Origin of the sequence: Kallipyga massiliensis ph2, assembly GCF_000311985.1 — a bacterium.
GTDB classification, from domain to species: Bacteria; Bacillota; Clostridia; order Tissierellales; family Peptoniphilaceae; genus Kallipyga; species Kallipyga massiliensis.
Map to the genome: position 1 here is coordinate 750032 of NZ_HE978585.1, position 15621 is coordinate 765652.

Here is a 15621-nt window from a genome sequence, read left to right on the forward strand (position 1 = left end):
GTGGTGATTCCCCCTAGAATGGCGATTTCAAGCGGCTGGGGGAGTGGTGATTCCCCCTAGAATGGCGATTTCAGGTGACTGGGGGGAGTATCGATTCCCCCTTAAGCAAGGATTTTGGCAGATAAGAGGGACAAGCGACTCCCCCCGGAATGAGGATTTTGGCAGAAAGGGGGGCTCGCCTTGGCCCCCCGGAACGAGGATTTTGGCAGAAAGGGGGGCTTACCTTGGCCCCCCGGAACGAGGATTTTGGCAGAAAGGGGGGCTCCGCCAGGCCCCCCGGAATGGGGATTTCAGCAGAAAGGGGGGCTTACCTTGGCCCCCCGGAACGAGGATTTTGGCAGAAAGGGGGGCTCCGCCAGGCCCCCCCGGAATGGGGATTTCAGCGGAAAGGGGGGCTCACCTTGGCCCCCCGGAATGAGGATTTCGGCAGAAAGGGGGGCTTACCTTGGCCCCCCGGAACGAGGGTTTCGGCAGAAAGGGGGGCTCATGCAAGCCCCCCGGAATGAGGATTTTGGCAGAAAGGGGGGCTCCGCCATGCCCCCCGGAATGAGGATTTCAGCGGAAAGGGGGGGCTCACCTTGGCCCCCCGGAATGAGGATTTTAGCAGAAAGGGGGGCTCCGCCATGCCCCCCGGAATGAGGATTTCGGTAGAAAGGGGGGCTCCGCCATGCCCCCCGGAATAGGGATTTCGGCGGAAAGGGGGGCCGGCATCCCAGCGCCACGGCCCCCAGTCCCACCAGCGCCCGCGGCGCCTCCCATCACTTGCCCGGATTTCCCAGGAAGTCCTTGCCGGGGGCGGGGACTTCCCGGAGGCTTTCCCGCCCTTCCCGGTAGCCGGGGGTCAGGGTTTGGTCCCGGTCGACCAGTTGGCCCAGTTCCGGGAGGAAGGCCTCCAGGAAGACCCCGTCGGTGTAGGGCTCGCCGTAGGCCACGCTGCCTTTCATGAGGCGGAGGACTTCGGTGGCGGCCAGCTTGCAGGCCCTGTCAAAGGAGGAGCCTGTCATCAGGAGGCCCAGGAGGATGGTGGAGTAGAGGTCCCCGGTTCCCTGGTATTGGACATCGAAGTAGTCCTGGCTCAGGCTGGTGATTTTGCCGCGGTCATAGAGTCGGCAGGCGATTTGGCCCTCTTGGTCCCCGGGGCATGAGGTGACGACGATTTCTTGGGGACCCATATCGGCCAGCTCTTCCAGGAGGTCTCGGAAGGCTTCGGGGCCGATTTCGGGATTGTAGGGCCGGTCGAGGAGGAGGAAGAGCTCGGTCAGGTTGGGAGTGATGACATCGGCCTGGGCTACCAGCTTCCGCATTTCGCCCGCCATGGCAGGAGAAATGGAGGCGTAGAAGTCGCCCCGGTCCCCCATGACGGGGTCGACCATGACCAGGCTGTCCTCTCGCTGGAAGTTCCGGATCAGGTCGCCCACCAGGTCGCATTGGCGGGGGGAGCCCAGGAAGCCGCTGTAGATGGCGTCGAACTCCAGATGGAGCTCTTTCCAATGCCGGAAGCTGGCTTCCATGGAGTCGGTGAGGTCATAGAAGGAGTAGCCCGGGAAGGCTCCTCCGGTGTGGGTGGAGAGGACGGCCGTGGGGGCGGGGACGACCTGGATCCCCATGGCGGAGAGGGTGGGGATGACCACCGTGAGGGAGACCCGGCCGAAGCCGGACAGGTCGTGGATGGCGCAGCAGCGTTTTAATCTTGGCATAATATTAGCTCCTCGTATTCCGATAGCTTTCGATTCCGCAATAGGTCACGGTGTCCAGACCGTCCTCGGCCTTGAGGGTCCGAATGAAGGCCTCCGTATCCTTCACTCCGCGCTCCTCCAGGAAGTGGACCAGCTCGAAGCGGTTCATGGGGTGGCGCTTGCAGATGGTTAGGACCGCCTGGAGGGGGTCCTCCTCCGCACTGTCGAAGTCCTGGTCGGTCAGATAGTCCAGGGCGGTCCCCCCAAGGAGGTCGGCGGCCCTTTGGACGGTCTTGTGGTCGGGCGCCTTGACCGTGGGGTCGGCCGGGGGCCGAACGGGGGTGTTGATGTAGACCCGGTCAGGCCGGATGGCATCGACCAGGGTCTTGATGGCCGAAAGCTGGTCGGGGCTGTCGTTCATCCCGGTCAGGAGCATGACCTCCAGCCAGAGCTGGCCTTGGTAGTCTTTGGCAAAAGCCTTGAGCCCCTCGATAATGGCCGGAAAGGAAATGTGGGGGGAGGGGCGGTGGATGGCCCGCCAGGTGGGCTCATCGGCCGCCTCCAAGGAGGGGAGGACGATGTCCGCTTTCATGAGGGCCTGACGGACCTCCGGCCGGTCCATATTCCCGGAATTGGTGATGACCGCGACCGGCTTGGTCTGGCGAGCGTGCAAGCCATCAATCAAGTCATCCAGCCGGGAGTAGAGGGTGGGCTCCCCCTCTCCGCAGACGGTGATCGTATCGTAGCCCACCCCTTCCTCCAGGAAGCTGTCGACTTCCGCCAGGAGATCATCCAGGGGGAACCACTCCTTCCGGTCTCCACTCATCCGGTTGGTGGCCCCCAACATGCAGTAGTTGCAGGCATAATTGCAGGTCTTGCCCGGGATGGGGCTGACCCCCAAAGACCGGCCCAAGCGCCGGGAAGGGATAGGTCCATAGACGTGTTCACGTTCCTTCACCATTGACTCCTCTCTTTCAGCCATATGCCGTAAAAAAAGAGATGACCACAAAAGCTGTGCTCATCTCTTGGTCCTCTTTCGTCGGGCGATTTCCTTCGAATTAGAGGATGGGGCAGGTGTTTCCTCCCGCATCATCCGGATCGACGGCCTCGCCCTGGACAAAGTTCTCCTTGAGATACTCAATAATATCCATGGACTCATACATGGGCTTTTCATCAATAAAGAGGCAGGGGACCATGTCCTGTCCGCCCTGTTTGATCAGGTAGTCTTCATTAGCCGGGTCGGCCTTGATGTCAACTTCTTCGATGCCTTGGATCCGGTTTTTCTCGATGAAAGACCGGACTTTCTTGCAGAAGGGGCAGGTTTCTTTATAAAAGAGACGATACTGTGTCATATGTCTTCCTTTCCGTTTATCCATCTTCTCATGGACGGGGCGACCGGGACGAAACCCAGCCGTCAAGTTTACTAAAGTTATTTTACCCATTTTCTCCACCTCTAAAAGAGGGGGCCGATCTCTTCAGCGACCTGTCGATATTTATAAGCCACCCTCTCCACTTTCAGCCATCCTCATGAATACATATTCCGGGCATTTTTGAAAAATAAATGATGGGCATGAAAAGAATCGGGATTTTTTCACATAATTATTTTTCAATTTTCTTGTCCAATGGGCAAGATCTTGTTGGTCGCTTGGGTGGAGCCACAAGAGAATTGATAAGTTTTCAGCCTCATGGACAATTTATTCTTGGCTTGACCCCTTGTAGCGGATTTGTCCAAAAAGTCAACCGCTTATTTCTTAGGGGACTTATCCACCGTTTTGTGGAAAGAATGTGGACAAAGAGGCCTACAATTCGGCTTATCCTCAAAATTACCCACATTATCCACAGGTTTTGAGGAGGGCTTTGTCCACAAGCTTCCCAAAATGTCCCAAACCCTCCCCCTCCATATATTTATTCAAAGGGCCATCTTAGGCCCTTGTCCAAAAAAACTATGCAAAGGATCCCTAAGACTTATGGATGAATAGGTTTTGTAAAAAGGGAGTGGGGTATGTAAAGAGAAAGTAAATTAATAAAAGGAGGCTCCATATGAAAGTTCATTTTGTTGGAAAAAATATCTCCATTCGTGACAACTTTAAGGACCTGACCCTTGAAAAACTGGAAAGACTGGACAAGTACTTTGACGAGGATGTCCATGCCACGGTCACCATGTCCACCGAGGGGAGCCAGGAGAAGAGGGTGGAAGTAACCATTCCTGTTCCCGGCTCAGACGCTATCCTCCGGGCCGACCAAACCTCCTTTGATATGCTCCAGAGTGTCGACCAGTGTGTCTCGGCCCTGGTTTCCCAGATCCGGAAGTACAAGACCAAGCTCAAGAACCGCCACAAGGACGGGACCAAGACCGGCTTCCTCTTCGACCAAATCGAAGACCTGCCTGAAGAGGCGGTTGCTGATGACGTACCGGACATCGCCCGGGAGAAGAGAATTGACGTCCAGCCCATGACCCCGGAAGAAGCGGTCCTTCAAATGGACCTCCTGGGCCACGACTTTTTCCTCTTCCTGAATATGGAAGAAGACACCCTCTCCGTGGTCTACCGGAGAAAGGCCGGGAACTATGGCTTGATCACTCCGGAAGAAGGCCGGTTTATGAAATAAATCTCCCGGAAGAGTTCCATGACCTTCCAAATTGTCCCAAATTGTCTTTTCGGGTCCCGTCCTTGTGGCGGGGCCTTTTTTTGCCATATTGCCAACAAATTTTTGTGTATAATGGTTCTGTATGATTATTTTGGAATTGGCTCATGAGCAAGCAGGGAGATTTTCCCCACTCAGGAGTCACCTGCTTGATGATAAAACTCTGAATAAGATAGGAAGAAGGGAAAATGGGTTTATTTGATTTCTTGACCAAGTCCTTCAGTGAAAAGGAAATTGATCGGATCCAACCGCTGGTCAACCGGGTCCTGGACCTGGAGGAGGAAATGGAGGCCCTGTCCGACCAGGCTCTCCAGGCCAAGACCGAAGAATTTAAGAAGCGCTACCAAGAGGGCGAGACCTTGGATGACCTCCTGGTGGAGGCTTTTGCGGTTGTCCGGGAGGCCGCCTGGCGGGTCTTGGGCATGAAGCCCTACCCTGTCCAGATCATCGGGGGCATCGTCCTCCACCAAGGCCGGATTGCCGAGATGAAGACCGGTGAAGGAAAGACCCTGGTCTCCACCATGCCGGCCTACCTCAACGCTATCGCCGGCAAGGGAGTCCACATTGTCACTGTCAACGACTACCTGGCCACCCGTGACTCCGAGTGGATGGGGAAGGTCCACGAATTCCTGGGCCTCCATGTGGGTTGCATCCTCCAGAACATGTCCACCAGCGACCGCCAGGCCGCCTATAATGCCGACATCACCTACGGAACCAACAACCAATTCGGATTCGACTACCTGAGAGACAACATGGCCATCTACCAAAGCGGCCTGGTCCAAAGGGGTCTCCACTACGCCATCGTCGATGAGGTGGACTCCATCCTGGTCGATGAGGCCCGTACCCCGCTGATCATTTCCGGCCAGGGGGATCCCTCGACCGAGATGTACTCCCGGGCCGACACCTTCATCCAAACCCTGGAAGGCCGGATTATGGACCCGGATGAGGACAACATCAACCCCCTGGACCAGCTCCTGGATGGAGCCCCGGAACTGGAGAAGGTGGACTATCTCGTCGATATGAAGAGGAAGTCCGCCAACCTGACCGAGCAGGGCAATGATAAGGCCGAAAAATTCTTCCACGTGGACAACATTTCCGACCCCTCCCACATGGAGCTCATGCACTACATCAACCAGGCCCTCAAGGCCCGGACAACCATGAAAAGGGACATCGACTATGTGGTCGTGGACGATGAGGTGAAGATCGTCGACGAATTCACCGGCCGGATTATGGAAGGGCGTCGCTATTCCGACGGCCTCCACCAGGCCATTGAAGCCAAGGAAAGGGTCCCCATCAAGTCCGAATCCAAGACCCTGGCCACCATCACTTTCCAGAACTTCTTCCTCATGTATGGGAAGCTGTCCGGAATGACCGGGACGGCCATGACCGAAAAGGATGAGTTTTCGGAAATCTACCACCTGGACGTCATCGAAATCCCCACCAACCGGCCCATGATCCGGAAGGACCAAAATGACCTGATCTTTAAAAATGAGAAGGGGAAGTTCGCCGCCATCGTGGAGGAGATCAAGGCCGTCCATGAGACTGGCCAGCCCATCCTGGTGGGTACGGTGGACATTGAAACCTCGGAGCTGATTTCCGGCCTTCTGAAAAAGGTGGGGATCAAGCACAGCGTCTTGAACGCCAAGTTCCACCGCCAGGAAGCCGAGATCGTGGCCCAGGCGGGACGTTTTGGGACCGTCACCATTGCCACCAACATGGCCGGCCGTGGGACGGATATCGTCCTGGGCGGGAACCCGGAGTGGATGGCCAAAAAGGAGATGTCCAACAAGGGCTATTCGGATGAACTGATCGAATGGGCAGACTCCTTCCGCCATGTGGAGCCGGAGGACCGCTTCCCCTTGTCCACGGTCATTACCGAGGAAGAGGAAGGGGATGCGGAAGTCCAATTCATCACCGGCCGGGAAATTATGGATGCCCGGACTCTCTTCTCCCAACTCAAGGAGAAATTCAGTCAGGAAACCAAGGAAAATGCGGAGAAGGTCAGGGAGGCAGGCGGCCTCTATATCCTGGGGACCTCCCGTCATGAGTCCCGCCGGATTGACAACCAGCTCCGTGGCCGTGCCGGCCGTCAGGGAGACCCGGGCGAATCCCGCTTCTTCATCTCCCTGGAGGACAAGCTCATGTACCTCTATGGGGGAGAGCGGATGCGGAATATGTCCCAGTCCTCCATGTTCCCCGAAGATGAGCCCATTGAAGCGGGCATGCTGACCAAGTCCATCGAAAGGGCCCAATCCCGGGTAGAGGCCAACAACTTCGCCACCCGTAAGCGGGTTTTGGAATACGACAACGTCATGAACGTCCAGCGGAAGACCGTGTATGGAGAAAGAAAGCGGGTCCTGGACGGGGAGAACATGAAGGACTACATCAAGACCATGATCGAAGGGTCCATCTCCGACGCTGTGGACTCCTTCTGCCCGCCGGATGTTCCTTCGGAAAACTGGGAGCTGGAGGGGCTCTTCACCTACTTGAACACCCTCTTCCTTCCCCAGGGGATCCTGGCGGTAACGGATATCCGGGGAATGAGCCAGGAAGAATTCAAGGCCAAGCTCCTGGAGATCGCCTTTGATATTTATGAAAAGAAGGAAAAGGAACTGGGTCAAGAGAATATGCGGGAGATGGAACGGATTGTCCTCCTTCAGGTGGTCGACAGCAAGTGGATGGACCACATCGACGCTATGGACCAGCTCCGCCAGGAAATCGCCGTCCGGTCCTATGGTCAGGAAGACCCGGTCCGGGCCTACGGCAATGAAGGCTATGATATGTTCGCCGCCATGAATGAGGCCATCCGGGAGGATACGGTCCGCCTGATCTACCACGTGGTTCCGGCCTCTTCCCTGGAGAGGACCCAGGTGGCCAAGCCCACCCGGGAGATTTCCGGGGATGGCGGGGAAGAGGAAAACAAGCCCTTTGTCCGCAAGGGAAAGAAGATCGGTCGGAATGATCCCTGCCCCTGCGGGTCGGGAAAGAAGTATAAGAACTGTCACGGAAAGAACCAATAAGGAGGAAAGCCATGGACCACCACGAAATCATGGGCCTTCTGACCTCCATGGGGGAGGTCTTGGACGAACTTAGGGGGTCCCTTTGACATCGAGGGCCTGGAAGAGTCCGTCCGCCAACTGACAAAAAGGACCATGGAGGCCGGGTTTTGGGATGACCCCGACCGGGCCAAAAAGGTCATGATGGACCTGGATGCCAACAAGGCGACCATCGACCGCTATGAGGTTCTGGTGGAAAGCCACCGGGACCTGGAGGATATGATGGAGATCCTCTCCGAGGAGGAATTCTTCCAGTCCCAGGAGGACCTGTCCGAAGAGGCCCGACTTCTCAATAAGAAGGTCTCCGCCCTCCGGACCCACGCCCTCCTGTCGGGAAAATACGACCGGAATAACTGCTACTTCTCTATCCATGCGGGCTCCGGGGGGACGGAGGCCACGGACTGGGCGGAAATCCTCCAGCGGATGTATGAGCGCTGGTTTGAGTCCCGAGGCTGGAAGTTCGAACAGACGGCCCTGACCCTCAATGAAACGGGCGGGGGGATCAAGTCGGTGGACTACTTTGTCACCGGGGCCTATGCCTACGGCTACTGCAAGGGGGAAAAAGGCGTTCACCGCCTGGTTCGGATTTCTCCCTTTGATTCCCAGGGCCGCCGCCACACCTCCTTTGCCTCCGTGGATGTGTATCCGGAAATTCCGGATGTGGGGGAGATTGAGATTGACGAAAAAGACCTCAAGATCGACACCTACCGGTCCTCGGGGAAGGGGGGGCAGCATGTCAATACGACGGATTCTGCCGTCCGGATCACCCACCTCCCGACCGGGGTGGTGGTGACCTGCCAAAATGAAAGGTCCCAGATCCAAAACCGGGCCAAGGCCTATGAGGAATTGGTGGCCAAGCTGGTCCAAATTAAGGAAGAGGAGCACCGGGAAGAGATTGCCGATATCCAGGGCAAGTACACTCAGATATCCTGGGGGGCCCAGATCCGGTCCTATGTCTTCCAGCCCTACACTATGGTCAAGGATCACCGGACGGGTTTTGAAATGGGGAATGTGGACCGGGTGGTCGACGGAGACCTGGATGATTTTGTGGATGCCTATTTAAATTGGAAAGCACAGGAAGAGGTGTAGCCATGAGAATGAAACGATTTTACATGCCCACGTTGAGGGAGGTGCCGGCGGATGCGGAGATTGCCAGCCACCGCCTCCTCCTCCGGGCCGGAATGATCCGGATGACGGCTTCGGGCATTTATTCCTACCTCCCCCTTGGGGAGAGGGTCCTTCAGAAGGTGGAGCGGGTAGTCCGGGAGGAAATGGACCGGGCCGGTGCCCAGGAAATCCGGACCTCCATCCTCCAGCCCCGGGAAATCTGGGAGGCATCGGGACGGTGGAGAACTTTCGGCCCGGAAATGTTCAAACTCAAGGACCGGAACGAGCGGGAATACTCCCTGGGCCCCACGGCCGAGGAATCCTTCACCGACCTGGTCAAGGAAGAAATCCGGTCCTACAAACAGCTCCCCCTCAACCTCTACCAGATCCAGTGGAAGTACCGGGATGAGAAGCGGCCCCGTTTCGGGATCAACCGGTCTCGGGAATTTCTCATGAAAGATGCCTACACCTTTGATGTGGACCGGGAATCCATGGAAGTCGCCTATCAAAACATGTGGGATGCCTACGTCCGGGTCTTTGACCGCCTGGGTCTGGACTACCGGGTAGTCCTGGGTGACAGCGGGGCCATGGGAGGGAACCTCTCCCATGAGTTCACCGCTCTCTCCGAAGTGGGGGAAGGCGTGATTGTCTATTGCCCCGACTGCGACTATGCGGCCACGGATGAAAAAGCCGGGATGGCCGGGGAGGAAGCTCCGACCGAAGAGGCCGGCCAGGTAGAGAAGATCTCCACCCCCCATGTAACAACCATCGAGGACCTGGTGGACTTCCTGGGGGTGGATGCCGCCAAGATGGTCAAGGCCATCTGCCTCAAGGCCGGCGGGGACCCCGTCATGGTCTTCCTTCCTGCAGAAAGGGAACTCAACATGGCCAAATTGGTGGCCTACCTCCAGATCCCTGAACATGAAGTGGAGATGATGGACGATGAGACCATAGAAAAGCTGACCGGAGCCCAGGCAGGCTTCACCGGGCCTATCGGTTTGGATGAGTCGGTCCGGGTCCTGGTCGATCGGACGGTGACCGAACGGCCCAACCTGATCTGCGGGGCCAACGAAACGGGCTTCCATTTGAAGAACGTCAACTTCGGCCGGGACTTCGATGGGGTAGTGGTGGATGACCTCCGGATGGTCAAAGAAGGGGACCGGTGTCCCAAGTGCGGCGCCCCCCTACACTTTGCCCGAGGGATTGAAGTGGGGAACATCTTCCAGCTGGGGACCAAGTATTCCGAATCCATGGGGGCCAGCTTCCTGGATGAGAATGGGAAGTCCCAACCCATCATCATGGGGTCCTATGGAATCGGGGTTACTCGGTCTATCTCCGCCCTCGTGGAGCAGAACCACGATGACAAGGGAATCATTTGGCCCCTCCTGACCGCCCCCTACCAGGTCATCATCTCCATCATGAACATGAAGGACAAAGTCCAGGTGGACCTGGCGGAAAAAATCTATGCCGACCTCATGAACAAGGGGGTTGAAGTCCTTTTGGATGACCGGGATGAGCGGGCCGGAGTCAAGTTCAACGACCGGGACCTGATTGGGATCCCCCTCCGGATTACCGTAGGAAAGAAGGCCGGGGAAGACTTGGTGGAATATTCCACCCGCAAGGAGATGGTCAACGAAGATTTGACCAGCGGACAAGCCATGGACCGGGTCCTGGACCTTTGCGGAGACCTTTGGGAAAAGAGTGCGAGAGGAGACCTGTCCCATGAAAGCAAATAAAAAAATCCTGTTAGTGGCCCTTGTTTTGGCCCTGGGCCTGACCGCCTGTGGAGAGAAGAAGCCGGCCCAGGAATCCCAAAGCTCGGAAAGTCAGCCTGTCAGCCAAGCGGAGCCGGTGGAAGCCTCCTCCTCGGCGGAGGAATCCTCATCGGAGGAAGACAGCGAGGAAGAGAAGGCGGAGAAGGCAGCCTACAATGAACTGGTCAAGACCTATCCCGCCATCACTATCAACCAGGTGGAGGAAGCCCGGGATAAGAAAGAGGACCGCCTGATTTACATGGGAGCCACTTATTGCCCCTATTGTCGGAAATTTATTCCCTTACTTGACGAAGTCGCCAAGAAAGAGGGCTGGACCCTGTATTACATGGACGCGGAAGCCCAAGGGGAGGAATTCGACCGCTTTGCGGAAGGAATTCAGGTTGAATATATTCCGGCGATCTTAGTGGTCAAAGAGGGAAAGGTCCTTGCTTACGACACCAACCACTTTACCCAGCCCTTCACCAAGGAGGATATCCAAAGAAAAGTTGAAAGCTTGCTGAATAATTAGTGAATATCCGGAAAAAAACTGGAAAAATACGGTCACTTGTATAATAATTATGCAAGCGACTTTTTTATTATCATTATAAATTTCTCTCATTCCTTGAAAAATCGCCTCGTTGTGCTATACTGAATCAAAATTACTACACGATTGAATCGTGAAGGAGGGAAAAATGAAAAAGAAATTGCTGGCACTGTCATTAGCGCTTGCTTTGACCCTCACCGCTTGTGGAAACAACGGTGGCGGAGAGAGCAAGTCCGGAGAATCTCAGGGAGAAAGCAGTTCACAACCTGCTGAAAACATTCCTGAGAAAGAATTGACCATTACTTATGGAACAGACTTGGCGAACATGGACTATGTAACAACCGCCAAGGAAACCGACCACCGGATCAATGCAAACTTAGTCGATGGACTTCTTGATAATTCTCCTACCGGGAAACTCGTTCCCTCTATTGCGGAATCCTGGAAGCCGAATGATGATAAGACGGTTTGGACTTTCAAAATTCGTCCTGATGTTCAGTGGGTCACCCATACCGGTGAAACTTACGACACTGTTAAAGCAGAAGACTTTGTCACCGGCGTTCGTCATGGTGCTGAATTCAACTCTGAGGCCGTTTATCTCTTACAGGGTGTTTTAAAGGGATATGATGAATATCTCGCTTCCGACTTCTCCGATGAAGCCTGGGATAAGGTCGGCGTAAAGGCCGTTGATGATACCACATTGGAATTCACCTTGGAGCAGCCTACTCCCTACTTCGATTCCATGACCACCTATTCTGTACTATATCCAATCAACAAGGCTTTCCTCGAAAGCTCCGGCGATGGCTGCAAACTGGGTGCTCCCAACAAAGATAAGTGCGACTTTGGTGCCGCAAAGATGGACTCCATCCTTTACAATGGTGCTTACATTCTCACTGAAAACACCGCTAAATCCCAGCGCGTTATGACCAAGAACACGGCTTACTGGGATGCTAACAATGTACACGTCTCTAAGATCACTGAAGTCTATGATGATGGATCCGACAACTATTCCACAATCAAGGGCTTTGAAAACGGCGTTTACAGCCAGGCTGCTTTAAATCCAGGCTGGGCTGACTATGAAGACTATGTAAAGAAATATGAGGGAAAGACCCACTACACCCTCCCCAACGGAACAGCATTTGGCGTTGTCTTCAACTTTGACCGTCAGACTTTCAATGAAACCAACTATGCGACTGACGAGACGCTGAGAAAGAACACCCACGAGGCCATCTTAAACGAGAACTTCCGTAAGGCCCTCCGTGCTGCCTACGACGTTGTCGCTGACCAGTCTGTCGACAACCCTGTTGATTTGGCAAAAGCATCTCAGCGTAACATCAACAACGCTCCTGATGTCGGCACCCTGTCCGATGGAACCATGTATCCTCAGGTTGTCACCGATGCTTATAACGAAGCAACCGGCGAAAAACGCGACTTGAATGATGGGCAGACGCCTTTCTTCAGCAAAGAAGAAGCCATGGAATTCATCGAAGCAGCGAAGAAAGATGGCGTCGTCTTCCCGATCCACCTGGATATGCTGGTCATTGAGACCTCCGATCGTCTGGTCAAGAAGGCCCAATCCATGAAGAAGTCCATTGAAGAGAACACCGAAGGCAACATTATCATTGAGCTCGTCATGAGATCCGAGGACACCGTCGTCAATATTGCTTACAAGGAATCCGATCCTAAGGCCATGGACTATGATATTTCCACCTTTACCGGTTGGTCTCCTGACTACAACGACCCCAAATCCTTCGTTGATATCTATTCCCCAACCACCGGCTACTATATGATGGCCACCGGTCTTGGCAACATGGAAAAGACCAAAGATGGTAAAGAGGTCATCGTTAACGAAGATCTGAAGAAGCAGTTGGGCTTTATGGACTATGAAAAGCTCTACCGCGATGCTGACAAGATTACTGATGATATGGACGCCCGCTATAAGGCTTTTGCTAAAGCTGACGCTTTCTTAATCGAAAAATGTCTCTATATCCCCACCGGGATGAAGGCACGTGGTGATGTGGTTTCCAAGTACGTCCCCTTCACCAGAGCCTATGCCTCTTATGGTTTGGCCGATTCTAAATATAAGGGCCTCCAGATTTCCGATAAAATCATCACGACGGAAGAATACGACAAAGCCTACGAAGAATGGCAGAAGAATTTCGGAAAATAATTCTGGAAACTCGATGCCGATAGTGGAACTATGATTGAGGGGGTTGAGTGCATCTCAACCCCCTCAATTCAATCGTTGCTGGAAAGTGTAAGGAGACAAAATGACTCGATATATCATCAACCGATTGATAAAGTCAATAATCTCTCTTTTGATCGTCGTATGCATTGTTGTGGGCATTCTCTATAAGCTCGTCCCGGTATCCAAAATCTTCCTTCAGGATGATGCCTATAAAAAGCTTAAAGGCAATCCAAAAATCGCCTATAAGCTAGCCACCATGGAGTCCCTGGGTTACCTAGACTATGTCACCATTCCGGAAATGTGTGCGCTGAAAGAGGGCGGATCCGGTTGCACAGAAAATGGTTCCGACGAACAAAAAAGAGTGATCGAAGAATTCGAAAAAGATGGTTATAAGGTTCAGCATATGACGGAGTCCGGGGAAGGCTATGGAGCCGTCTATGCAACCAAGGAGTATGGTGTTTTCCGCCTGGTCTGGAATTACTTATCCCAGATGGTTCAAATTGACGGTCCCAACCGGATTCAGGATCCGAATAATCCGGACCTGGAACGGGGTTACTCTTTTGGCACCGGTCCCAATGGTGCTCCGGCCATCAAATGCTCAGGATGTAAATATAAGTATCAGCTCTATTTCAACGGACGCTTCCCTTTCATCCATCAAAATGCGATTAAACTCTTTTTCGGGAACTCCTACCCGACCAACCAGGGCATTCCTACTCTGGAAGTTATTAGTGAGGGTCAAGGTCAGCTCAAGGCTACCGAACAAACTTTTCCAACCGGAGAGGTGCTGAAAAGTCCAGTTAACCAATTCACCTTAAGCTATAAATCTGAACTGGATCATTTGGATCAGAAGCGCTATACCGACCACTATGCGAACGGACAAACGGTTCATCAGAACCCTTCGATGATCTCTACCTCTTATATTTTTGGTGTGAGTTCGCTGATTCTGACTTACCTCTTCGCTATGCCCTTTGCGATTTCCATGGCCCGGAACAAGGATAAGCTCATTGATAAGATCGGCATCGTCTATATTAATGTCTTGATTGCCATCCCTTCTTTGGCCTTTATTTTCTTTGTCAAATATATCGGCGTCTCTTTCGGCCTCCCGGACAAGTTTCCCCACCTGGGTTTTGGGAACCCCTTGTCCTATGTCCTTCCGATTTTGATCCTGGGTCTTCTTTCCACGCCCTCCCTCATGCTCTGGGTCCGGCGCTACATGGTCGACCAGGAAACGGCGGACTACGTTAAATTCTGCAAGGCCAAAGGCCTGTCCCGTCAGGAGATTTCTTCCCGTCACATCTTCAAGAACGCCATCATCCCCATCGTCAACGGAATTCCTGCCTCGATTATCCTGGCTATTTCCGGTGCGGTCTTGACGGAAGCGGTCTTCGCTATCCCGGGCATGGGTAAGATGCTGCCGGATTCCATTAAAGCCATGAACAACAATATGGTCATCACTTTGACCTTTATCTTCTCGGCTTTGGCTATTTTCTCCGTTTTCCTGGGCGATATCTTGATGACCATCGTTGATCCTCGGATTTCTTTGAACTTGAAGAAGGGAGAGTAAGGATGACCGATCAAAACAAGAAAAGTCCCAACCTTCGGGATGAGATTGCTGAAGTCCTTGCTGAGGATGAAAAATCGGCTCAGTCCTTTGAAAAGGCGAGCGAAGAGAAAATTGTCCAACCCCCTTCTGCCGAGGAGACCCACAGCGGGCTTGAAGAAGTTGATCAGGTAGATCCCTTTTCCTTCTACCGGGTTGATGAGAAGGTCTCGGAGAAGATTGCCGCCCCTGAGTACTCCTACTGGGGGTCCGTCTTTAAGAAGTTCTTCTCCTCCAAGGTGGCCATCACCATGTTGATTATCCTGGCCCTGATCCTTCTCATGTCCTTCATCCAGCCCATGATTTCCGGTTTCTCCAACATGGACGCCACCAACATTAACGATAAGTCCCAGTGGTTCCTCCCTCCATCAGCGGAACACCCCTTTGGGACGAACGATAAAGGGATTGACCTTTTTAACCAGGTCTGGGCAGGAGCAAGAACCTCTCTCTCTATCTCCATTATCGCCACCCTGATTGTTACCTTTATCGGCCTGGTGGTCGGAACCTGGTGGGGCTTTTCCAAACGGGTGGATATGGTCATGATCGAGGTTTATAACATCATCTCCAACATCCCCTTCATCCTCATTGTCATGGTCCTCTCCTATGCTTTGGGTTCAGGTGTTGCCCAGCTGATCTTTGCCATGACTGTGACGACCTGGGTGGGGGAGGCCTACTTCTACCGGGTCCAGGTCATGATCATCCGTGATCGTGAATATAACTTGGCTTCCAGAACCCTCGGTTCTCCCATGCCCAAGATGATCGTTCACAACGTTCTGCCCTACCTGGTTTCCGTCATCGTCACCTCCATCTCCAGGTCCATCCCGGCCTTTATCTCCACGGAAGTTTTCCTTTCCTTCTTGGGAACCGGCCTTTCGGAGGAGACAGCATCCTTGGGACGTATTGTTCAGAAGAACGTGAGCTATATGACCTCCGCTCCCCACCTCTTCCTGATCCCCCTGGGACTGACCGCCCTGATTTCCATTACCACCTATCTGGTTGGCCAGACCCTGGCAGATGCCGCGGATCCGCGCAACCACATGCTGTAAGGAGGCGACT

At 54.0% G+C, this 15621-nt stretch carries 11 protein-coding genes; 8 read left to right on the top strand and 3 right to left on the bottom strand.

Annotation, left to right across the window (positions count from 1 at the left end):
* Positions 1-758 precede the first annotated feature (758 nt).
* From HGKM_RS03340 to HGKM_RS03350, 3 genes are all read right to left on the bottom strand, one after another.
* Positions 759-1697: a pyridoxamine kinase gene (locus HGKM_RS03340; RefSeq protein ID WP_019133931.1), complete on the bottom strand. Its 939-nt coding sequence runs from the start codon at positions 1695-1697 to the stop codon at positions 759-761.
* A gap of 4 nt (positions 1698-1701) precedes the next feature.
* On the bottom strand, positions 1702-2634 hold the full coding sequence (locus HGKM_RS03345) for a radical SAM protein (RefSeq protein ID WP_034579476.1): 933 nt from the start codon (positions 2632-2634) through the stop codon (positions 1702-1704).
* Between the two features lie 100 nt (positions 2635-2734).
* Complete coding sequence (locus HGKM_RS03350; protein WP_019133933.1) at positions 2735-3028, bottom strand: glutaredoxin family protein; 294 nt, start codon at positions 3026-3028, stop codon at positions 2735-2737.
* Positions 3029-3716: 688 nt separating this feature from the next.
* Here HGKM_RS03350 and hpf point away from each other — a divergent pair.
* The 8 genes from hpf (at position 3717) to oppC (ending at position 15611) form a co-directional block, all read left to right on the top strand.
* A complete protein-coding gene (gene hpf / locus HGKM_RS03360) occupies positions 3717-4283 on the top strand; it encodes a ribosome hibernation-promoting factor, HPF/YfiA family (RefSeq protein ID WP_019133935.1) in 567 nt (188 codons plus the stop codon).
* Between the two features lie 224 nt (positions 4284-4507).
* The gene (gene secA, locus HGKM_RS03365) at positions 4508-7339 is read left to right on the top strand and encodes a preprotein translocase subunit SecA (RefSeq protein ID WP_019133936.1); all 2832 of its coding nucleotides are present in this window, start codon (positions 4508-4510) and stop codon (positions 7337-7339) included.
* An 11-nt stretch (positions 7340-7350) separates the two neighbouring features.
* Positions 7351-8464 (top strand): peptide chain release factor 2 gene (gene prfB / locus HGKM_RS03370; RefSeq protein ID WP_154645910.1). Its coding sequence is split into 2 segments (ribosomal slippage): positions 7351-7422 and positions 7424-8464, totalling 1113 coding nucleotides; the frame shifts between segments, so codons are not numbered across the junction.
* Between the two features lie 2 nt (positions 8465-8466).
* Positions 8467-10218, top strand: a complete 1752-nt coding sequence (locus HGKM_RS03375; RefSeq protein ID WP_034578931.1) for a proline--tRNA ligase — start codon at positions 8467-8469, stop codon at positions 10216-10218.
* A complete protein-coding gene (locus HGKM_RS03380) occupies positions 10205-10765 on the top strand; it encodes a thioredoxin family protein (protein ID WP_019133939.1) in 561 nt (186 codons plus the stop codon). Before HGKM_RS03375 ends, HGKM_RS03380 begins: the two co-directional genes overlap by 14 nt.
* 163 nt (positions 10766-10928) lie before the next feature.
* Positions 10929-12947: an ABC transporter substrate-binding protein gene (locus tag HGKM_RS03385; RefSeq protein ID WP_019133940.1), complete on the top strand. Its 2019-nt coding sequence runs from the start codon at positions 10929-10931 to the stop codon at positions 12945-12947.
* A gap of 100 nt (positions 12948-13047) precedes the next feature.
* Positions 13048-14529, top strand: a complete 1482-nt coding sequence (locus tag HGKM_RS03390) for an ABC transporter permease (RefSeq protein WP_019133941.1) — start codon at positions 13048-13050, stop codon at positions 14527-14529.
* 2 nt (positions 14530-14531) lie between these two features.
* Positions 14532-15611 carry an oligopeptide ABC transporter permease OppC gene (gene oppC / locus HGKM_RS03395; protein WP_019133942.1) on the top strand — a complete coding sequence of 360 codons (1080 nt, stop codon included), beginning with the start codon at positions 14532-14534 and terminating at the stop codon, positions 15609-15611.
* Positions 15612-15621 lie beyond the last annotated feature (10 nt).